Annotated in this window: 19 protein-coding genes; 10 read left to right on the plus strand and 9 right to left on the minus strand. The window is 72.6% G+C overall.

Annotation, left to right across the window (positions count from 1 at the left end; genetic code table 11):
• Nucleotides 1-105: 105 nt before the first annotated feature.
• Both R2E43_RS12680 and R2E43_RS12685 read right to left on the minus strand, forming a co-directional pair.
• The gene (locus R2E43_RS12680) at nt 106-1,785 is read right to left on the minus strand and encodes a DUF3152 domain-containing protein (RefSeq protein WP_332056208.1); all 1,680 of its coding nucleotides are present in this window, start codon (nt 1,783-1,785) and stop codon (nt 106-108) included.
• A gap of 8 nt (nt 1,786-1,793) precedes the next feature.
• The gene (locus R2E43_RS12685; RefSeq protein WP_003973805.1) at nt 1,794-2,870 is read right to left on the minus strand and encodes an alpha/beta fold hydrolase; all 1,077 of its coding nucleotides are present in this window, start codon (nt 2,868-2,870) and stop codon (nt 1,794-1,796) included.
• Between the two features lie 227 nt (nt 2,871-3,097).
• On the opposite strand from R2E43_RS12685, the gene R2E43_RS12690 reads away from it, so the two are divergent.
• The 4 genes from R2E43_RS12690 (at nt 3,098) to R2E43_RS12705 (ending at nt 5,024) form a co-directional block, all read left to right on the plus strand.
• Nucleotides 3,098-3,325, plus strand: a complete 228-nt coding sequence (locus R2E43_RS12690) for a hypothetical protein (RefSeq protein WP_003973806.1) — start codon at nt 3,098-3,100, stop codon at nt 3,323-3,325.
• A gap of 174 nt (nt 3,326-3,499) precedes the next feature.
• Entirely contained in the window at nt 3,500-4,141 is a 642-nt protein-coding gene (locus R2E43_RS12695) for a TetR/AcrR family transcriptional regulator (RefSeq protein WP_003973808.1), read from the plus strand.
• Between the two features lie 142 nt (nt 4,142-4,283).
• Entirely contained in the window at nt 4,284-4,511 is a 228-nt protein-coding gene (locus R2E43_RS12700) for a DUF3107 domain-containing protein (protein WP_016327219.1), read from the plus strand.
• Nucleotides 4,512-4,754: 243 nt separating this feature from the next.
• Nucleotides 4,755-5,024 carry a hypothetical protein gene (locus R2E43_RS12705; protein ID WP_003973810.1) on the plus strand — a complete coding sequence of 90 codons (270 nt, stop codon included), beginning with the start codon at nt 4,755-4,757 and terminating at the stop codon, nt 5,022-5,024.
• A gap of 115 nt (nt 5,025-5,139) precedes the next feature.
• Here R2E43_RS12705 and R2E43_RS12710 read toward each other — a convergent pair whose 3' ends face one another.
• Nucleotides 5,140-5,922 (minus strand): ferritin-like domain-containing protein, encoded by a 783-nt coding sequence (locus R2E43_RS12710; protein WP_003973811.1) that lies wholly within the window; start codon nt 5,920-5,922, stop codon nt 5,140-5,142.
• A gap of 492 nt (nt 5,923-6,414) precedes the next feature.
• On the opposite strand from R2E43_RS12710, the gene R2E43_RS12715 reads away from it, so the two are divergent.
• Together R2E43_RS12715 and R2E43_RS12720 are read left to right on the plus strand one after the other, a co-directional pair.
• The gene (locus R2E43_RS12715; protein WP_332056209.1) at nt 6,415-9,069 is read left to right on the plus strand and encodes a DEAD/DEAH box helicase; all 2,655 of its coding nucleotides are present in this window, start codon (nt 6,415-6,417) and stop codon (nt 9,067-9,069) included.
• A gap of 110 nt (nt 9,070-9,179) precedes the next feature.
• A complete protein-coding gene (locus R2E43_RS12720; RefSeq protein ID WP_093456954.1) occupies nt 9,180-10,076 on the plus strand; it encodes an alpha/beta fold hydrolase in 897 nt (298 codons plus the stop codon).
• 111 nt (nt 10,077-10,187) lie between these two features.
• On the opposite strand, the gene R2E43_RS12725 is transcribed toward R2E43_RS12720, so the two are convergent.
• Nucleotides 10,188-11,084 carry an NYN domain-containing protein gene (locus R2E43_RS12725; RefSeq protein ID WP_030869473.1) on the minus strand — a complete coding sequence of 299 codons (897 nt, stop codon included), beginning with the start codon at nt 11,082-11,084 and terminating at the stop codon, nt 10,188-10,190.
• A gap of 244 nt (nt 11,085-11,328) precedes the next feature.
• Here R2E43_RS12725 and R2E43_RS12730 point away from each other — a divergent pair, with 244 nt between their 5' ends.
• Nucleotides 11,329-11,481: a hypothetical protein gene (locus R2E43_RS12730; RefSeq protein WP_007444413.1), complete on the plus strand. Its 153-nt coding sequence runs from the start codon at nt 11,329-11,331 to the stop codon at nt 11,479-11,481.
• Nucleotides 11,482-11,547: 66 nt separating this feature from the next.
• Here the strand turns inward: R2E43_RS12730 and R2E43_RS12735 are convergent, their stop codons facing one another.
• From R2E43_RS12735 to R2E43_RS12745, 3 genes are all read right to left on the minus strand, one after another.
• Complete coding sequence (locus R2E43_RS12735; RefSeq protein ID WP_003973815.1) at nt 11,548-12,153, minus strand: MarC family protein; 606 nt, start codon at nt 12,151-12,153, stop codon at nt 11,548-11,550.
• 53 nt (nt 12,154-12,206) lie between these two features.
• Nucleotides 12,207-13,064, minus strand: coding sequence for a PHP domain-containing protein (locus R2E43_RS12740; protein WP_003973816.1), 858 nt, complete (start codon nt 13,062-13,064; stop codon nt 12,207-12,209).
• 228 nt (nt 13,065-13,292) lie between these two features.
• A complete protein-coding gene (locus R2E43_RS12745) occupies nt 13,293-13,943 on the minus strand; it encodes a DUF6758 family protein (protein WP_003973817.1) in 651 nt (216 codons plus the stop codon).
• Between the two features lie 191 nt (nt 13,944-14,134).
• Between R2E43_RS12745 and R2E43_RS12750 the strand changes: the two genes are divergently transcribed.
• Nucleotides 14,135-15,358: an MFS transporter gene (locus tag R2E43_RS12750; protein ID WP_003973818.1), complete on the plus strand. Its 1,224-nt coding sequence runs from the start codon at nt 14,135-14,137 to the stop codon at nt 15,356-15,358.
• Between the two features lie 48 nt (nt 15,359-15,406).
• Here the strand turns inward: R2E43_RS12750 and R2E43_RS12755 are convergent, their stop codons facing one another.
• Nucleotides 15,407-16,003, minus strand: a complete 597-nt coding sequence (locus R2E43_RS12755; protein ID WP_332056210.1) for a suppressor of fused domain protein — start codon at nt 16,001-16,003, stop codon at nt 15,407-15,409.
• 523 nt (nt 16,004-16,526) lie between these two features.
• Here R2E43_RS12755 and R2E43_RS12760 point away from each other — a divergent pair.
• A complete protein-coding gene (locus tag R2E43_RS12760) occupies nt 16,527-17,642 on the plus strand; it encodes a magnesium and cobalt transport protein CorA (RefSeq protein ID WP_319121643.1) in 1,116 nt (371 codons plus the stop codon).
• Nucleotides 17,643-17,675: 33 nt separating this feature from the next.
• The gene (locus tag R2E43_RS12765; protein ID WP_003973821.1) at nt 17,676-18,188 is read left to right on the plus strand and encodes a hypothetical protein; all 513 of its coding nucleotides are present in this window, start codon (nt 17,676-17,678) and stop codon (nt 18,186-18,188) included.
• Nucleotides 18,189-18,202: 14 nt separating this feature from the next.
• On the opposite strand, the gene R2E43_RS12770 is transcribed toward R2E43_RS12765, so the two are convergent.
• Nucleotides 18,203-18,940: a hypothetical protein gene (locus tag R2E43_RS12770; RefSeq protein WP_003973822.1), complete on the minus strand. Its 738-nt coding sequence runs from the start codon at nt 18,938-18,940 to the stop codon at nt 18,203-18,205.
• Between the last annotated feature and the right edge of the window lie 183 nt (nt 18,941-19,123).

Genomic DNA, 19,123 nt, shown 5'->3' on the forward strand with positions numbered 1-19,123 from the left:
CCACCAAAAGGGGTGAACGGTCGTAACTTTCCCGTGCGAGGCGCGTTCGGTCGCGCTAAGAGATCAATCGGTCACCACACGTGACGCACGGGCCCGAACTGGCCGTCAGCCGTTCGGATAGGCCCAGGCGTTGGGGCGGCAGTCGATTCCGTCGTGGTCGACGAATTTCGTCTGCTGTTGCATGACCGGGGCGAGTTCGCCGTCCTTGTCGCAGGTCACGTGGTTGTAGCCGATGCGGTGACCGACCTCGTGGTTGATCAGCATCTGCCGGTACGCGTGGATCGCGTCGCCGTACGGCGCGGCGCCCTGGGCCCAGCGGTAGGCATTGATCATCACGCGCTGGGTGGCGGCCGAGTCGCAGGAGACGTTGTCCTCGGTGGTGTCCAGGCCCGACTTGGCGCACCACTCGGCGGTGGTACCGGGGCTGGCCAGCGTGATGACGAAGTCCGGCTGACCCGATTCGACGCGCTCGAAGGTACGGGCGCCGTTGTGGGCCCAGCTCCGGTCGTCGTTGAGGGTCTTCTGCACGGCCTCCGCGAAGAGTCCGCCGTCGAGGCCGAGCCCCTGCTCCACGTCGATGCGGTAGGTGTACTTCTGCCCCTTCCCGGTCCCCTTGGCGATGCCCGGGACCGCGTCGAACTTCCCCGAGGCCTTGAGGGTGGCACCCAGCGGGTAGGTCCTGCCCATCTTCTGCTCGTACGTCAGCGGTTTCGCGGAGGCGGACGCGGCGGGCGTCGGCCGTTCGTCGTCCCGTGACGCCGGGTCGTGGGCACCGCGGGCCTGGTCGGTGGCGGACTGCGCGCGCATGTCGCTCCCGTCCGACCCGTCGGCGACCTGACCGGCCACGACGACGGCCAGCACGGTGGTGACGGCGGCCGCCGCGATACCGGTGAAGGTCCGGCCCTTGGCTCCCTTGGCCGGTGCGGGTTCGCCCGTGGGCGGCTCGTCGTCGGCGTCCGCCTCGGCACCGCCGGGGATGCCGCCGCCTCCGGAGGCGCCCCCGTCTTCGGCGCTCCAGTCGGTGACGGAGGCGTACGGGTCGGCGGGCCGGGCCGCACCGGGGATACGGCCGCGGGGGCGGACCGCGAAGACGTCGTCGTCCGCGCGGAAGGCGTCCAGGTAGTCCTGCCGCGGCCCCTCCGCCGGCGCCTGCCGCTGCCTCGGGAAGGCCGAGGCCGGTCCGGAGGGCGAGGGCGGCGCGAAGGACTCGGGGGCCCCGTTGCGCGGTCCCGACACCGATCCGTACCCGGCACCGGGCCGCCCGGCCGGCTCGCCCCAGCCTCCGCCGGGTTCCCGCTGCTCGGGGTGACCGCCCCGGACCCGCGACACACCGTGCGCCGGAGTGCCGTCGGGATACCTGGGGACGCCGTGCGCCGGAGTGCCGTCGGGATACCTGGGGACGCCGTGCGCCGGAGTGCCGTCGGGGTATCCGGGGACGCCCCGCGCGGGCGTGCCGTCCGCCGTCCGCGGGAAACCGTGGGCCGACGTCTCGCCGTCGGGGAATCGCGCCCCCGGACCCCGCCCCGGGCTGGGGCCCGCGTACCCCTGGCGGGCACCCGGGACGTCGCCCGGAGCCGCCCCGGGTGGTGCCGCCCCCTCGACCCCCTGTGGCTGGTGGGGCCGCTGTGACTGATGAGGTCCCTGCGGCTGGTAGGGCCCCTGTGGCTCCTGCGACGGCCCGTTCGTCCGGCGCGGGTCGGGCCGGCCCGCCCGGTTCTCACGTGCTGCGGCGGTGTCCGCGGCGTCTGCCTTGGGAGCGGGCCCGCGGCGGCTGTGGCGTCCCACGTCGCGCCTCAGCCTCCTGATGTCTGGTTGGCGGGCTCGTCGTCGACGGCCCCGTCGGTCCTCTCGCCACCCGCCGGCTTCCCGGTGCCCACCGTGTCCGCGGTGCCCCCCGTGTCCGAGGCGGCCGTGCTGTCCGCGGTGTCCGCGAGGAGTTCGCGGAACGCCGTGGCGACGGCCTCCGGATACTCCATCATCGCCACGTGTCCCGCGTCCGGCAGGGTCAGCAGCCGGGAGTCGCGGAAGGCGCGGGCGGCCCGTAGGGCCATGCGGTAACCGACGAGTTGGTCCCGTCCACCGTAGACCAGGAGCGTGGGTGCGAGAACCCGCTCGGCCTGTCGCCACAGTCCGTGCTGGCCGCCCACGGTGTACGCGTTGACGAGTCCCCGGGTGGAACGCGCCATCGCGTCCCAGAAGTACGGCAGCCGCAGTCGCCGCTCCATCTCCTCCACCGCGTTGCGGAAGCCTTCCGGCGTCACCCGCGCCGGGTCCCCGTGGCAGAGCGCCGTCACGCCACGGACCCGCTGCTCCGCAGTCCACTCCCGGGTGAGCCGGTTGAACAGCGAAACCACCCCCGGCAGCGCCAGCAGCCCCGTCGGTACGGCGGTGCGCTGCACGCGGATCTCCGGCAGCGCGGGCGACACGAGGGTCAGCGTCCGCACCAGGTCGGGACGCACGGCTGCGACGCGGGTGACGACGGCGCCGCCGAGCGAGTTCCCGAACAGGTGCACGGGGCCGCGCCCGGAGGCGTCGAGGTGGCGGACGACCGCGCGCGCGTGGCTCGTGATCGAGTAGTCGCCGTCGTCCGGCGGCGGGGAGTCGCCGAAGCCGGGCAGGTCGAGGGCCTCGCTGTGGACGACGCCGTCCAGCAGCGGCATGAGCGCCGACCAGTTCTGGGAGGAGCCGCCGAGGCCGTGGACGTAGAGGGCGGGCGGCAGTCCCTCGCGGGCGGGCCGTCTCGACCGCACCGTCAGGGTGATGCCGGGGAGGTGGACCGACCTGAGCCGCTCCCCGTCCGCGACCTTGACGGCCGCGACCTTCGGCAGCGCGTTGGCGGGCGGCACGGACGGCGGCTCGGTCGAAGGCATGCGGCAATATTACGAGATGATCACACAGTGGTTCATGTGTTCGCCGTCACAAGCGGTGCTGCGGCGGCGCGTCGGCCGGGTACGGATGCCGTCGGCGCGGGAAGCGGGCGCGCAAGACCGGGACCGGCGACGCATGGCGTCCGGATCGGGTGTCTCCTAGGCTCGGGAAGTGGGCACCCGCGTGTGACCCCTGCACCCCGGGGACGTCCGTAGGAAGGGAGCCCATCATGACCGTCGACCCGACCGACCCCGAGACCTTCGACGACGAGGCGCAGGCACCGGATCCGGAGGACCGCGACGTCGAGGCGCCCGACGCCGACGCCGCCGAGCAGCGGGCGGACGTCGGGCAGGAGCGCGACGCGCCGCTGACCGGCGTAGAGCCGGACCGCGCCGACGAGGCCGACCTGGCCGAGCAGGCCCGGGTCGTCCCGCACGACGAGGACGACTACCGCTGAACACCGGAAGGGAGGCCGATCTTTGCCCGGTCTGGCTCCTTTTGAAACCTGTTGTGCGGCTTTCGCCGCCGTCCGGTCCGTGAAATTCTGCGCTCGCAGCACACACACCACGGTTACCGAAAAGTACGATGTCGACGCGGCGCACACCGCACGAGGACGACTATGGGAGGCGGCGTGACAGCCATCGAGCAGACAGAGGCGGTACGCCCGCGGGGCACACGCCTTCCCCGCCGAGCCCGACGCAACCAGCTGCTGGGCGCCGCACAGGAAGTGTTCGTGGCCCAGGGCTACCACGCGGCCGCGATGGACGACATCGCCGAGCGAGCCGGCGTCAGCAAGCCGGTGCTCTACCAGCACTTCCCCGGCAAGCTCGACCTCTACCTCGCCCTGCTGGACCAGCACTGCGAGGCACTGATCCAGTCCGTGCGCAGCGCGCTGGCGTCGACCTCCGACAACAAGCAGCGCGTCCGGGCGACGATGGACGCGTACTTCGCCTACGTCGAGGACGACGGCGGTGCCTTCCGCCTGGTCTTCGAGTCGGACCTGACCAACGAGCCCGCCGTGCGCGAGCGCGTGGACAAGGTGACGAACGAGTGCGCGGAGGCGATCTGCGACGTCATCGCCGAGGACACCGGCCTCTCGCGCGCGGAGTCGATGCTGCTGGCCTCGGGACTGGGCGGTCTCGCGCAGGTGGTGGCGCGCTCCTGGCTGCACAGCGACCGCAGCGTGCCCCGCGACCAGGCGGTGCAGCTGCTGACCTCGCTGGCCTGGCGGGGTATCGCCGGCTTCCCGCTGCACGGCATCGAGCAGCACTGAGGGCCGCGGCTCCGGTTCTGTTCCCGTCGGCTGTTCGCTCCTGGCGTTCTCCGACGCTGCGTGTACGTCCCCTCACCGGGCTAATGTGTGCTGGTACGGCGCGGAAGATCGCGCACTTACTGACCGTCGGAGGGACATAGCCGTGGAGGTCAAGATCGGCGTGCAGCACGCGCCCCGCGAGATCGTTCTGGAGAGCGGTCAGAGCGCCGACGAGGTCGAGCGCGTGGTGGGCGAGGCACTGGCCGGCAAGTCGCAGCTGCTGAGCCTCGTGGACGAACACGGCCGCAAGGTCCTGGTGCCGGCCGACCGGCTCGCTTACGTCGAGATCGGCGAGTCGGCCCCGCGCAAGGTGGGCTTCGGCACGCTGTAGCGACCGGACGCGGGACGACGGACGCAGCACGGGTGGGGCCCGGCGGTGACATACCGCCGGGCCCCACCCGTGCTACCCGTGCTGCCCGTGCCACCCGTGCTACGTGTTCTCGCTCCCACACCCCTGCTCCCGTTCACGGGCGGAGCACAGTTCACCCACAGGGGGAGGATTGCATTCCGCAGGTCAGGGGTAAGTCGGCTGTGACCGTTTGGGGCAGGCCGGCCATGTGGGAGGGACCCCGACATGTTCTTGGAAGCGCTCAGCGCCGCACTTCTCGGCCTCGCCCTGGCATGGGCGGCCGCGCACCGTCTGCCCCACCGCCTGCCCGCCCCGCTCCTCGTCCTGCCGACCGGTGTCGCCGGGGCCCTCTTCGGGGCGTTCGTCACGCACACCGCGCTGGGTGCCGGTGGGCTCGTGCCGGTGCTGCTGGGTTCGGCGACGGTCTCCGCGGCCTCGCTGTCGCTGCTGCTGCGCCCCGCGGGAAGGCTCCGCCGCAGTTCGGCGACCGCCTGACCGGCAGGCCGCCGTAGCGCGTCGGGCCCGGCCACGGCGCCCGGCCCGAGCGGTGAGGTCAGGCCCGAGCGGTGGCGTCAGTCCCGAGCGGTGGCGTCAGGCCTGGATGACGGCGTCAGGCCGCCAGACCCAGCGCCGCCATCCGCTTGGTGTGCGCCTCGGTGATCCGGGAGAACATCTTGCCCACCTCGGCCAGGTCGAAGCCGTCCGCGACCCCGCCCACGAGCATGGTCGACAGCGCGTCCCGGTCGGCCACCACCCGCTGGGACTGCGAGAGCGCCTCCCCCATCAGCCGCCGCGCCCACAGCGCGAGCCGCCCGCCCACGCGCGGGTCGGCGTCGATCGCCGCGCGCACCTTCTCCACGGCGAAACCGGCGTGCCCGGTGTCGTCGAGCACGGCGAGGACCAGCTCGCGGGTGTCCGTGTCGAGGCGGGCGGCGACCTCGCGGTAGAAGTCGCTGGCGATGGAGTCGCCGACGTAGGCCTTGACGAGACCCTCCAGCCAGTCCGAGGGGTCCGTCTGCTTGTGGAAGCCGTCGTAGGCGGCCACGAACGGCTCCATGGCCCCCGTCGGCTCCTCGCCGATCTCGGCCAGCCGGTCGCGCAGCCGCTCGAAGTGGTGGAACTCCGCCGACGCCATCTTCGCCAGCTCCGCCTTGTCCGCCAGCGTCGGCGCCAGCTTGGCGTCCTCCGCGAGCCGCTCGAACGCCGCCAGTTCGCCGTACGCGAGCGCGCCGAGCAGGTCCACGACCGCGGCGCGGTACTGCGGGTCGGCCGCGGCCGCCGCCCAGTCGCGGGCGGCGACCGGGGTGGCTCCGCCGGTACCGGCGGTACCGGCGGTTCCAGCGGTCTCGGCGGGGGCGTCTGCGGCGGTGCCAGGCTTGTCAGAGCTCGTCATGCAGCGCACAATAGCCCGCTCTTCGGCGGTGGTAAGGCCCTGGTCAGTCAGTGTGACGACGACTACGTGAGCAAATCGGCCATCGCATGTGCGCGAATCCGGGGTATGGTGGTAATGCGCCTGCCGAGTATGTGACGTACGGGTACGTGACATCGTCGTCGGGCCGCACGCATGAGGATGCCCGGTCGGTGGCCCGATCGGCTCCGACCCGACAGCCCTCCCTGCCGTACGCCACGCTGCGTACGGAATCCGGAGGGGGACCCTCAGTGGTACGAGCGCTGGAGCGTCGACAGAGGTCCCGTGTCCTACGGCTCACCCGTAAGGCAGCCGACGTCCCCGACACGGTCCGGCACGACCCGCGCGCTCGCCTCGCACCACGCACACAGAAGAGGCAGCACCCTGACTACGACGTTCCGATCCCTCGGGATCCTCCCCGAGACCGCCGAAGCCCTCGAAGCCGTCGGCATCATCACTCCCTTCCCGATCCAGGAGATGACGCTCCCCGTAGCCCTGTCGGGCAAGGACGTCATCGGCCAGGCCAAGACCGGCACCGGCAAGACGCTGGGCTTCGGCCTCCCGCTCCTCGAGCGCGTCACCGTCCCCGCCGACGTCGAGGCGGGCCGCGCGGCGCCCGAGTCCCTGACCGACGCCCCGCAGGCCCTCGTCGTCGTCCCGACGCGCGAGCTGTGCCAGCAGGTCACCAACGACCTCCTGACCGCCGGCAAGGTCCGCAACGTACGCGTCCTCGCGATCTACGGCGGCCGCGCCTACGAGCCGCAGGTGGAGGCGCTGAAGCAGGGCGTCGACGTGATCGTCGGCACCCCGGGCCGCCTGCTGGACCTGGCGGGCCAGAAGAAGCTGAGCCTGAAGCACATCAAGAGCCTGGTCCTCGACGAGGCCGACGAGATGCTCGACCTGGGCTTCCTGCCCGACGTCGAGAAGATCATCAACATGCTGCCGGCCAGGCGCCAGACCATGCTGTTCTCGGCGACGATGCCGGGCGCGGTCATCGGACTGGCCCGCCGGTACATGTCGCAGCCCACGCACATCTCCGCCACCTCGCCGGACGACGAGGGCGCGACGGTCGCGAACACGAAGCAGTTCATCTACCGCGCGCACAACATGGACAAGCCCGAGATGGTGGCGCGCATACTGCAGGCCGACGGCCGTGGACTGGCCATGGTCTTCTGCCGCACCAAGCGCACCGCGGCCGACCTGGCCGACCAGCTCAAGCAGCGCGGCTTCGCCTCCGGCGCGGTCCACGGCGACCTCGGCCAGGGCGCCCGCGAGCAGGCCCTGCGCGCCTTCCGCAACGGCAAGGTGGACGTGCTCGTCTGCACCGACGTCGCCGCCCGCGGCATCGACGTCGAGGGCGTGACGCACGTCATCAACTACCAGTCGCCGGAAGAGGAGAAGACGTACCTGCACCGCATCGGCCGCACCGGCCGCGCGGGCGCGAAGGGTACGGCGATCACGCTGGTCGACTGGGACGACATCCCGCGCTGGCAGCTGATCAACAAGGCGCTGGACCTGGGCTTCAACGACCCGCCGGAGACGTACTCCACCTCCCCTCACCTGTACACCGACCTGGGCATCGCCGAGGGCACCAAGGGCGTCCTGCCGCGCTCGGAGCGCACCCGCGCCGGGCTCGACGCGGAGGAGCTCGAGGACCTGGGCGAGCCGGGCGGCCGCGGTGGCCGCGGGCGCGGCGACCGGGGCGACCGGGGCGGCCGGGGTGGGCGCGACGACGCGCGTTCCGGCGATCGCGAGCGCGACCGTTCGTCCCGTACGACGCCGCGCCGCCGCCGTCGGATGCGCGGCGGTGCGCCGGTGGACGCGGAGGCCTCCGTGGCCCCCGCGGCCGAGACCGTGACCGTGACCGATGGTGCGGCCGGCGCCACCGACGCGGGCACCGACACCGACAAGGCCCCCCGCACGCTGCGCCGCCGGCGCCGTACGCGGAGCGGCGAGCCCTCGCGCCGCCAGGAGACCGCCGCGACGCTCGGCACCGACGGCCCGGCGGCGCAGGCCGCCGAGGACGCCGCGCTCGCGCCTTCCGAGGCTCCGGTCGTGGAAACGGTGGCGGCCGAACCGGTGGCGGCCCCGGAGGCCGTGGAGGCCCCGGCGAAGCCGCGCCGACGCACCCGCACCCGCAAGGCGGCCGAGACCCCGACCGCCCCGCTGGAGACCGCTCCGACGGCGGCGCCGACGGCCACCGAGGAGTCGATCGTGGCTCCGACGGTCGTCGAGACCCCGACGGTGGAGGCTCCCGCCGAGAAGCCGCGCCGGCGCACCCGCAAGGCCACGGCCGCCGAGGCGACGGTCGACACGGCCGAGGGAGCGGCCGAGCCCGCGCCCGAGCCGGCCGAGACCAAGCCGCGCCGCCGTACCCGCAAGGCTGCCGAGCCCGCCGTGCAGGCTCCGGACGCCGAGGCGGAGGCCGAGGCCAAGCCGCGCCGCACCCGGAAGACGGCGGCCACCAAGACGGCCGCCGCCAAGGCCGAAGCCGCCGCCGACACCGCCGAGGCAGCAGAGGCGAAGCCCAAGGCCCGCCGCACCCGCAAGGCCGCCGAACCGACCGAGGTCACCGAGGCCGCGGCCGGCGCTCCGGCGCAGCCGGAGCAGGCTCCGGAGGCGGCCGAGGCCAAGCCGCGCCGCACCCGCAAGACGACGGCCACCAAGACGGCCGCCGCCAAGGCCGAAGCCGCCGCCGACACCGCCGAGGCAGCAGAGGCGAAGCCCAAGGCCCGCCGCACCCGCAAGGCCGCCGAACCGGCGGTGCAGGCCGCTCCGGAGGGCGAGGCGGAGACCGAGGCCAAGCCGCGCCGCACCCGCAAGACGACGGCTACCAAGACGACGGCCACCAAGACGGCCGCCGCCAAGGCCGAAGCCGCCGTCGACACCGCCGAGGCGGCAGAGGCGAAGCCCAAGGCCCGCCGCACCCGGAAGGCGGCCGCGGCCGTCGAGGCCACCGCCGAGATTCCGGCGCAGGCCTCGCAGGAGCCGGAGGCCGCGCCGCGGCGCCGGACCCGTAAGGCCGCGGTTGCCGTCGAGGCGCCCGCGGCGGGAGCCGACACGGCGGAGGCGAAGCCGAAGGCCCGCCGCACCCGCAAGACGGCCGCCGCCGCGGAGGCAGGCGAGAGCTGATCCGCGCCGCTCGTCCGAGACCGTCGGCCCCGTCCCGCCACTCAGGCGGGACGGGGCCGACGGCGTTGGGCGTCGTCACTCCCGTGCGCATCGCCAGATAGCCTCTGCCCGTGAGCAGGAACGCCGCCTTCAGCCCGCCTCCGAGCGCCCGCGCGTACCGGCTGCGTACCGCACGCGGTGAGTTCGCCGTCGTCGACTCGCCCGCGGCCGCCGGGGTCGCGCCGAGGGGCGTGGTGATGATGCTGCCCGGCTTCACGGGGAGCAAGGAGGACTTCACCCTGCTGCACCGGCCGCTCGGGGCACGCGGGTACCGCACGGTCGCCGTGGACGGACGGGGGCAGTACGAGTCGGACGGGCCAGAGCACGACGAGTCCGCGTACGCGCGGCCCGAGCTGGCCCGGGACGTGCTCGCGCAGGCCGCCGCCCTCGGGACGCGCGTGCACCTCGTCGGGCACTCCCTGGGCGGCCAGATCGCACGGGCCGCCGTCCTGCTCGACCCCGCCCCGTTCCTGTCCCTCACGCTGATGTCCTCGGGCCCGGCGCGGATCTCCGAGTCGCAGCGGCAGCGGGTGAAGCTGCTGCGGGACGCGCTGGACACGATGACGATGGCGGAGGTCTGGGAGGTGATGCAGGCCATGGGACCGCCGGAGGAGGCCGGTGCCCCGGCCCCCGCCCACGGGCCGGAGGACCCGGTACGGCTGCGGGACCGCTGGCTGGGCACCAGACCGGCGCAACTGCTCGCCACGGGAGGCCAGTTGTGCACCGAGCCGGACCGTGTCGCCGAGCTGGCCGCCGTGCCGCTGCCGTTCCACGTGCTGTCGGGCACCTATGACGACACCTGGCCCGTGCCCCTCCTGGACGAGATGGCCCTGCGGCTGGACGCGCGCCGGACGGTCGTCGCGGGCGCCGAGCACTCCCCCAACACCGACCAGCCCCTGCCGACCGCCCGCGCCCTCGCCGACTTCTGGGACGACCATCCCGTGCCGCCCCGACCGTACGTGCGCTGAGGCCGCGGTGGCACTCCCGCGCCCCGCTGCACCCCGCGCCCCGCGCCCCGCTCCCCGCTCCCCGCTCCCCGCTCCCCGCCGGAACGGGACCCGGTCCTCCGCGGACAGGCCCTAGTACTGCGCCCGCAGGTGCTCCCAGAAGCCGTCCCGCAGCGCCCGGCGCAGGTCGGCCTGGCCGCGCAGCGAGTACTGCAGCAGTCCCTCGGCCTCCACCAGCAGGTCCTGGTCCACGGAACCGGGGAGGTAGGGGTGGCCGGGGAGCAGCTCGACGAGGGACTCGCGCCCCCGGGACGCCAGCCATTTCGCCGCGATCTGGGCGCCCACGAAGCGGACGTCCTCCCGGGCCGGGCGGGTGAGGCCCGTCGCCTCGGCGGCGGGGGCCGTGCGCCGGGAGACGTACGGCTTGAAGAAGTCGAGGTCGAGGGTGCGCTGGCTGTCGACCTCCCAGAGCAGCGGCTCGGCCTGGTTGCGACCCTCGGGGGCCTCGATGCCCCACAGGTGGACGCGGGCGCCGAACCCCTGGGCGGCCTCGACCGCCGATACGAGGTCCTCGTCGCCGCCGAGCAGGGCCGCGTCGCTGATGGCGCGGTGCCGGGCGAGGGACTCCAGGTCGGTGCGGATGAGGGAGTCGACGCCCTTCTGCTGGTTGTTGGCGTTGAGGTTGCCCAGGCGCACCTTGACGTCCGGCAGCTCGGCGATGGACTGCTGCTCGGCGGTGTGGATGCGGCGGCGGGCGCCGTCGTACCAGTAGACGCGCAGCAGGCGGCTGTCCGCGAAGATGTTCCGGGCCCTGTCGATGAGGGCCTCGATGAGCCCCTCGGCGTCCAGGTCGAAGGCCCGGCGGTCCTCGGTCCCGGCCACCAGCCGCCCCGCCGCCGCGTAGAGGTAACCGGCGTCGACGAAGATCGCGTGGGTCGAGGGGGTCTTCGCCACCTCGGCGAGCATGCGCTGGAGCAGCTCGTTCGTGCGATCGATACGAGCGTTCAGGGGCGCGAGGTCGTCGTTCATCGCCTCCATTGTCCCGGCGGTCACGCTACGAATACAACCGGTCCCGGTCAGTCTTGTACGGGACACCTGTCGCGCGGTAACAAGCGTCTTACTTGTCAGTAATTAGTCGTGCGAAAAATTTCCTTAGCGTAGGGAATGTTTGCAGAGGGCATCCCGTTGACCACTACGGAAGCCCGGGCACCGACGACCCAGGAGCCACACCAGTAGTTCTCCGCAGGAGGATGACCAGATCAAGGGAGAGGCCATGCGCTTTGAAGTCATGCGACTCGACGACGTCGACGGGACCCCCGTGGACACGACTGTCGTGGACGCCGCCTCCGTGAACCGCATCGTTCAGCAGGCCGCCGCCATCGGGCAGCGCCTGTGGATCCGCCCCGCCGACACCTCGGCCTTGTAACGCGGACCGTTTGCACATGCTCAGGGCCCCCGCACGGAACACCGTGCGGGGGCCCTGTCGCTGCGCTCACGCGCCCTGGATCACCTGCGTGACGCCGTTGATGATCTGCTGCACGGCGATCGCGGAGAGCATCATGCCGGCGAGGCGGGTCACCAGGACCACGCCGCCGTCCTTGATGACCCGGATGATCAGCAGCGAGTACCGCATCACCAGCCACAGCACCACATGGATGGCGAGGATCGCCGCCCACACCGAGACCTGCGTGGTCACGCTGTCCGCCTTCTGCACGGCCAGGATGACCGACACGATCGCTCCGGGCCCGGCGAGCAGCGGCATGCCCAGCGGTACGAGGGCGACGTTGACGTCCTTGGTCTGCTTCGGCTCGTCCGTCTTGCCGGTGAGCAGGTCGAGGGCGATCAGCAGGAGCAGCAGCCCGCCCGCGATCATCAGGGCGGGCACGGACACGTGCAGGTAGTCCAGGATCTGGTGCCCGAGCAGACCGAACACCGTGATCACACCACCGGCGACGCAGACGGCCTGGAGGGCCATCCGCTTCTGCACCTTGCCGGGGCGGCCGGAGGTGAGCGCGAGGAAGATCGGGGTGATCCCGGGGGGATCCATGATGACAAAAAGGGTCAGGAAGAGGGAGCCGAAGACGGCGACGTCGAACATGGGTGAGCTACTGGCCTTGCGGAGGAGGGGGAAGAGTGGACGGAGGGTGCGGCTCAGGCCCCGCCGGCCCCGGGCACGGGGAACGCCCCGAACGCCCGTCGCGTGATCTCCCCGTACACCTCGGGGTCGGTCGTGTACTCGCCGAGCACGCAGGTCTTCCGGCTGCCGTGGTAGTCGCTCGAGCCGGTCACCAGGAGCCCCAGCTCCTTCGCCGCCCCGCGCAGCCGTGCCCGCGTCTGCGTGTCGTGGTCCATGTGGTCGACCTCGATGCCGTCGAGCCCGGCGGCCGCCAGGTCGGCGATCGCGGCCTCGGACACCGTGCGGCCGCGCTTGGCGGCGGCCGGGTGCGCGAACACGGCGACCCCGCCCGCGCCCTTGATCAGCCGGAGCGCCTCGAAGGGGTCGGTCTCGTGCTTCCCCACATGCGCCCGGCCGCCGTCGGCCAGCCAGTCCCGGGTGAAGGCGTCGTTCACGGTCGGGACGACGCCCAGTTCCACGAGGGCGGAGGCCACGTGCGGCCGGCCGACCGAGCCGCCACCGGCGATCCTGGCGACCTGCTCCCAGGTGACGGGCACGCCCAGCTCGTTGAGCTTGGCGACCATGGCCCGGGCCCGCGGCACCCGGTCGTCCCGGACCAGCTCGCGCTCGGCGAGCAGGGCCGGCTCCTCGGGGTCGAAGAGGTAGGCCAGCATGTGCATGCTGACGCCGTCGAGGCGGCAGGAGAGCTCGGCACCGGTGACGAGGGTGAGCCCCTCGGGCAGGGCGGCGACGGCCTCGGCGTGGCCGCGGGTGGTGTCGTGGTCGGTCAGCGCGACGACGTCGAGTCCGGTCGCGGCGGCCTTGCGCACCAGCTGGGCCGGTGTGTCCGTGCCGTCGGACGCGGTGGAGTGGGTGTGCAGATCGATGCGCACGACGCTGACTCCAAGCGGTGACGGGACGGAGGGGGACGCTCAAGGATAACCGGAACTCGGCCCCCCGCCGTCACACCCGCAGCACCCCTGCGCCCCCTACGCAGGCACAGGCCCTACTCGCTCCACCTGCCCCTGGGACCCTGAGCGCCCCGAGCAACCCAAGCACCTGAGCGCCCTGAGTCCCCACGGCCACGGCGCACCCCGCCCGCCCCGTCCACCCCGGCGGCGCTACGGCGCCGTCGGCTCGATCAGCCGCGGCGACAGCGCCCCGCACGGCACCAGGTCCACCTCGGCACCGGCGTCCCGCAGGTCGGTCAGCACCAGCTCCTCGTACATCAGCAGCCCGGACCGCTCGGGCCACACCACGGCCCACAGCCACATGCCGAGGGCCTCCCCGGCGAAGACGGCACGGTCGACGGGCCCGCCGGAGACGTGCCAGAGGGGGGTGGGGCGGCCCGCGGCCAGGACCTTGACCTGGGGCGGCTTCTCGACGTCCAGATACGGCCCGGGGTCCGGGCCGTCGAGGCCCGCGTACCGCGCGCCGAGGCCGACGCCGAGTTCCTCGGCGACCAGGATCAGCTCACCGATGCCGCCGAGCGGACCGGGTCCGGAACAGGCGACGGCGGTCGCCCGGCCCCCGCTGCGGTCGTCGCCCGCACAGGCCACGCCGGTGAACAGCCAGCCGACCGGCAGCGGCCAGGGCATCCACAACGGCACCTGTGTGCGGTGCACCACGACGCCGAGCGCCTCGACGCTGGGCGGAAGTACGGGCTGGACCGGGTGCACGGTGCCGTGCAGGTCGCACTGCCAGGAATCGGCGAAGAGGCCGGGAGCCCTGACCCGGCCACCACACTTCGGGCAACTGGGTTCGCCCCTCATAGAGCCCCACGGTCCTACCCTCGCTCCCCCACGTCAAGGACGATCACCCATCCGGAGGGGAGGGCACCGGCCGGGCCGGCTTCCGAGTGACTAGATGTACATTGCATTAATTAGCAGAGCTAACTTACTATGTGTATACGCCAACCATTTGGCGTGCATCACGTCCACCTCGTCCCCATTGGAGAGCAAGCATGGATCCCTTCGACGTGGGTGCGGGCGGCATCCTGCGGCAGCCCAAGGCCGTGTGGGCGACCGCGGGCGCGTCCGTCGTGGCGTTCATGGGCATCGGGCTGGTCGACCCGATCCTCCCGTCCATCGCCAAGGGCCTGGACGCGAGCGCCGGGCAGGTCTCGCTCCTGTTCACCTCGTACTTCCTCATCACCGCCCTGGCCATGCTGGTCACCGGCTTCGTCTCCAGCCGCATCGGCGGCCGCAAGACCCTGCTGCTCGGCCTGGCCTTCGTCGTGGTCTTCGCGGGCCTCGCCGGCACCTCCGACACCGTCGGCCAGCTCGTCGGCTACCGGGCCGGCTGGGGCCTGGGCAACGCGCTGTTCGTCTCGACGGCCCTCGCGGTGATCGTCGGCGCGGCGGCCGGCGGCAGCGCCGCCGCGATCCTGCTCTACGAGTCCGCCCTCGGTCTCGGCATGGCCTGCGGTCCGCTGCTGGGCGCACTGCTCGGCGACGCCAGCTGGCGCTACCCGTTCTTCGGCACGGCCTTCCTGATGGCGATCGGCTTCCTGTGCATCACGGTGTTCCTCAAGGAGCAGCCGCGGCCGGCCCGCAAGACCTCGCTGCTCGACCCGATCAGGGCGCTGGGCCACGGTGGCCTCGCCTCCGCCGCGGTCTCGGCGTTCTTCTACAACTACACGTTCTTCACGGTGCTGGCCTTCACGCCCTTCGTGCTGAACATGACGCCGTACAAGTCCGGCGCCGTGTTCTTCGCGTGGGGCGTGCTGCTCGCCGTCTTCTCCGTGCTGGTGGCACCGCGCATGCAGCGGCGCTTCGGCTCGCTCAAGGTGCTCGGCGGTTCCCTGGTCCTGCTCGCGGCCGACGTCCTGGTCCTCGGGTACGGGAACCACACCGCGGCGATCGTCTGCACGATCCTGTCCGGCGCGTTCATCGGGGTGAACAACACCGTCTACACCGAGCTGGCCCTCGGGGTCTCGGACGCGCCGCGTCCGGTGGCGAGCGCGGGCTACAACTTCGTGCGCTGGTTCGCCGCGGCGGCCGCGCCCTACTTCGCGCCGAAGATCGAGGAGTGGACCGACGTCCACGTCCCGTTCGTGGTGGCGGCGGTGACCGCGCTGCTCGGCGCGGTCGTGGTGGTCGTACGGCGCCGGGCGCTGACCCACGACGCCGAGGAGCTGGAGCCGAAGCACGCGAGCGAGGACTCGGTCACGGTCTTCGCCAACTGACGGACAAAGCCGGTGAGTTGCGTCACTCGGCTGCGTCACTCGGCTGCGTCAGTCCAGGGGGACGGACCTGCGGGACGGATCGCGCAGGTCCGTCCCGTGGTTCAGCCAGCGCTCCTGGAGGGCGGGCGCGCCGTGCACGCGCTTCCAGGCGGCCTCGTTCGGCGTCATCGGCAGCAGCGGCAGGAACCGCACCGGGTCCAGCGGGGCGTCCAGCTCCAGGTCCTCGACCAGACCCCCCGGCTCGGCGACCAGCACCGAGGTGAACGGGGCCCCGGGCCACAGCGGCTCACCGACGTCCAGCGAGGCGCCGGGCGCCACGATCACGCCCTCGACCTGCGGGGACGCGGCCAGTACGGCGAGCGGGCGCAGCACCTTGTCGGTGTCGGCGGCCCCGGAGCGCACGGAGAGCACCAGCTCGGCGCGGGGGCCCTTGACCGGGTCGGCGAGCACGGCCGTGGGGTCCGCCATGGGCTGGGCCGACATGCCGAGGGTGGCGTAGCGGACGACGTCGCCCTCCTGGCCGGCGGCGGGGAAGCGCAGCACCTCGATGCGGTCGGTGCCGAGGAAGGTGACCGCCGCGCGCGCGTCCGGCTCGCCCAGCGCACAGCGCAACCGGGCCTCGACCAGAGGAAGAACATCAGCCATGCGGCGAGCATAGAACTCGTCGGGAAGAGGCAAAGCGGCGCCTTGACACGTCGGGTGACTGGTACTCTGGCCCAGCGGTTCGGGGCAGCACGCAGAGCGTCGCGATCAAGTCCCCGACACTGTGAACACTCCCCTACGGGGAACCCCTCCAAACAAGGGGAATGGATCGTCCCTCACGAGGGACCGGCCGGAGGAGGTGGGGCTGGCATGGACCGAAGTCGACCGTGCAGTACCACCCGCTCTTCCCGCCGCTGACGCAGCCGCACCGGCTTTCTTCCCGTCGCCGCTGACCGCACGCGCGCCCTCGCAAGGAAGAGCACTTCGTCTCGTTTTGCCTGACCCGGCCGTCGGTCCGCCGCCGGTCCGGATCAGCCGCTGAATCAGCAGCGAAGCCGGCCACCGCGACGGTGCGGTGCCCCCCGCTTTGTGGACGCGCCGAGCACGCGTGGTCAGGACGTCCTCATTCCGGGTGGTTCCATCCGTCACCGGCCCTCGTTCGCTGCCCGCCGCGAAGGAGCCTGCCATGTCGATGATCCGTGACCTGCGCGCCGCGGTCCGCCCGTCCCGCGTCTCGCTGCGCAAGGACGGCGGTGCCTACGACACCACCCGTGACCCGGCGACGGCCTCCGCCGTCGTCGACTGCGCCGTCTACCGCGACGGCACCCGCGTCGAGACGGACGTGCCGCTGACCCCGCACACGGCGATGCGCCAGGTGCGTCGCGACGGCGGGTTCGTGTGGATCGGCCTGCACGAGCCCACCGAGGACGAGTTCGCCGGTATCGCCCGGGAGTTCGGGCTGCACCCGCTGGCCGTGGAGGACGCCGTCCAGGCCCACCAGCGGCCCAAGCTGGAGCGCTACGACGACTCCCTGTTCACGGTCTTCAAGACCGTCCACTACGTCGACCACGACCAGCTCACCGCCAACAGCGAGGTCGTCGAGACCGGCGAGGTCATGTGCTTCACCGGCCGGGACTTCTTCATCACCGTCCGGCACGGCGGGCAGGGCTCGCTGCGTGCGCTGCGCCGCCGCCTCCAGGAGGACCCGGAGCTGCTGCTCAAGGGCCCCTCCGCGGTGCTGCACGCCATCGCCGACCACGTCGTCGACGGCTACATCGCGGTCGCCGACGCGGTGCAGGACGACATCGACGAGGTCGAGACGGAGGTGTTCTCGCCGGGGCGCAAGGGCTCCCCGCGCGGCACGGACGCCGGGCGGATCTACCAGCTCAAGCGCGAGGTGCTGGAGTTCAAGCGGGCGGTGGCGCCGCTGCTGCGTCCCATGCAGCTGCTCAGCGAGCGGCCGATGCGGCTGGTCGACCCGGAGATCCAGAAGTACTTCCGGGACGTGGCCGACCACGTGGCCCGGGTGCAGGAGCAGGTCATCGGGTTCGACGAGCTGCTGAACTCCATTCTCCAGGCCAACCTCGCCCAGGCGTCCGTGGCGCAGAACGAGGACATGCGCAAGATCACCTCGTGGGCCGCGATCATCGCCGTACCCACGATGGTGTGCGGGGTCTACGGCATGAACTTCGACTACATGCCGGAGACGCACTGGAAGTTCGGCTACCCGCTGGTCCTGTCGGTCACGGTCTGCATCTGTCTGGGCATCCACCGCACCCTCAAGCGCAACGGCTGGCTCTGAACCCGCCCCCGGGCCCCTGGATAGGCTGACCGCATGACAAGCGAGCTGCTCGACCAGGCCCTCGTCGAGGAGGCCACCAAGAAGTCCGGCCTCGTCTGGGTCAAGGGCCCCGGGGTGCCCGCCCGGGCGCTGTGGCACGTCTGGCACGACGGCGCGGCCTGCGTCGTCGGCGACGGACCGGGCGAGCAGCCGCTGCCGGGTCTTGCCGACGGGGCCGCGGCCGAGGTGACGGTGCGCAGCAAGGACAAGGGCGGCCGGCTGGTCTCCTGGGCCGCCCGGGTCGTGGAGCTGCCGTCCGGCTCCGAGGCGTGGCAGGCGGCGGTGGGCGACCTGAAGGGCAAACGGCTCAACGCCCCGGACGGCGAGGCCATGACCGGCCGCTGGGCCCGCGAGTGCCGGGTGCTGCGCCTGGAGCCGACGGGGACCACGGCGCCGCTGCCCGACGCCTCGCTGGCCGAGGCACCGCTGCCGAGCCCGGCGACGACCCGGCAGCCGGTGCCGGCCGGACTGCCGCGCCTGCTGCTCAAGCGCCGCAAACGGCGCTGACGGCCCGGGACGCCTCAGGAGGACGGCAGCTGCTTGCCGTAGTCCAGGGTGTCGTCCTTCGCCGGCTGCTCCAGCGCGAAGTCCTTGTTCCAGTCCGAGAAGCCGATCGTGCCCGCGCTGCCCGCCCGCACCAGGCGCAGCGGGTACGGGGTGCCCTCCAGGGAGACGTCCAGCGAGCCGCCCGCGCCGTCGTCGCCGGTGATCCGGATGGTGCGCACCCCGGCCTGCTCGTGGCGGCCGTCCGTCTTCACCGTGCCGTGCAGGGTCAGCAGACCGCCGAGGAGGACGTCCTTGTCCGTGAAGCCGCTGAACTTCTTGTACACGGGGTCGCTCTGCGGCACCTTCACGTACTTGCCGGCGAGCTTGTCGGCCGCCTTGGCGTCGCCGCCGTCGTGGCTCCAGAACCCGGCGTCGGCCTTGAGGAAGAGCTGCTCGCCGACGCGCAGCAGCCCGAACGTGGTCCCCTCGGCCGCGACCGAGCCGGTCCCCCCGTCGGCCTTCAGCCGCATGTCGAGGGTGTACGTGCTGCCGGCGGCCTCCACGGAGCCGTGCAGGCGCACCGTCCGGGCGGCCTGGGCGGCCGTCCCGGCCTTCGCCTGGATCTTGTCGGCCGAAAGCTTTCCGAGACCGTTGGTGCCCGCGTCGGGGTCCTCGCTGCTGCATCCCGTCAGCCCGGCTCCCGTCACGGCCAGGGCGCACACCGCGCCCAGCAAGGCGGCCCTGCGGATTCGGCGCCGGGGAGTCACAGACACAGGGGGACTGCCTTTCTGACAGGGCTGACACGGGGCCGACGGGCATCGGCATCGTGCCGACCGGGCCAGGCCGCAGCGTACCGGGGCCGTACGGACCGAACGGAGCCAGTCCGTCCGGACCGGCCGCCAGGGCGAGGCCGATCGGGACGGGCTAGCCTGAAGCGCGTCCGAGCGGGCAATTCG

This window comes from Streptomyces violaceoruber (assembly GCF_033406955.1).
GTDB lineage: Bacteria > Actinomycetota > Actinomycetes > Streptomycetales > Streptomycetaceae > Streptomyces > Streptomyces violaceoruber.

Excerpts from the sequence above, each read along its gene's own strand:
- R2E43_RS12765 (WP_003973821.1), top strand. The coding sequence starts at position 17,676 with ATGACAAGCGAGCTGCTCGACCAGGCCCTCGTCGAGGAGGCCACCAAG.
- R2E43_RS12735 (WP_003973815.1), bottom strand. The coding sequence starts at position 12,153 with ATGTTCGACGTCGCCGTCTTCGGCTCCCTCTTCCTGACCCTTTTTGTC.
- R2E43_RS12730 (WP_007444413.1), top strand. The coding sequence starts at position 11,329 with ATGCGCTTTGAAGTCATGCGACTCGACGACGTCGACGGGACCCCCGTG.
- R2E43_RS12685 (WP_003973805.1), bottom strand. The coding sequence starts at position 2,870 with ATGCCTTCGACCGAGCCGCCGTCCGTGCCGCCCGCCAACGCGCTGCCG.
- R2E43_RS12755 (WP_332056210.1), bottom strand. The coding sequence starts at position 16,003 with ATGGCTGATGTTCTTCCTCTGGTCGAGGCCCGGTTGCGCTGTGCGCTG.
- R2E43_RS12715 (WP_332056209.1), top strand. The coding sequence starts at position 6,415 with ATGACGCTCCCCGTAGCCCTGTCGGGCAAGGACGTCATCGGCCAGGCC.
- R2E43_RS12705 (WP_003973810.1), top strand. The coding sequence starts at position 4,755 with ATGTTCTTGGAAGCGCTCAGCGCCGCACTTCTCGGCCTCGCCCTGGCA.
- R2E43_RS12710 (WP_003973811.1), bottom strand. The coding sequence starts at position 5,922 with ATGACGAGCTCTGACAAGCCTGGCACCGCCGCAGACGCCCCCGCCGAG.
- R2E43_RS12745 (WP_003973817.1), bottom strand. The coding sequence starts at position 13,943 with ATGAGGGGCGAACCCAGTTGCCCGAAGTGTGGTGGCCGGGTCAGGGCT.
- R2E43_RS12760 (WP_319121643.1), top strand. The coding sequence starts at position 16,527 with ATGTCGATGATCCGTGACCTGCGCGCCGCGGTCCGCCCGTCCCGCGTC.
- R2E43_RS12690 (WP_003973806.1), top strand. The coding sequence starts at position 3,098 with ATGACCGTCGACCCGACCGACCCCGAGACCTTCGACGACGAGGCGCAG.
- R2E43_RS12750 (WP_003973818.1), top strand. The coding sequence starts at position 14,135 with ATGGATCCCTTCGACGTGGGTGCGGGCGGCATCCTGCGGCAGCCCAAG.
- R2E43_RS12725 (WP_030869473.1), bottom strand. The coding sequence starts at position 11,084 with ATGAACGACGACCTCGCGCCCCTGAACGCTCGTATCGATCGCACGAAC.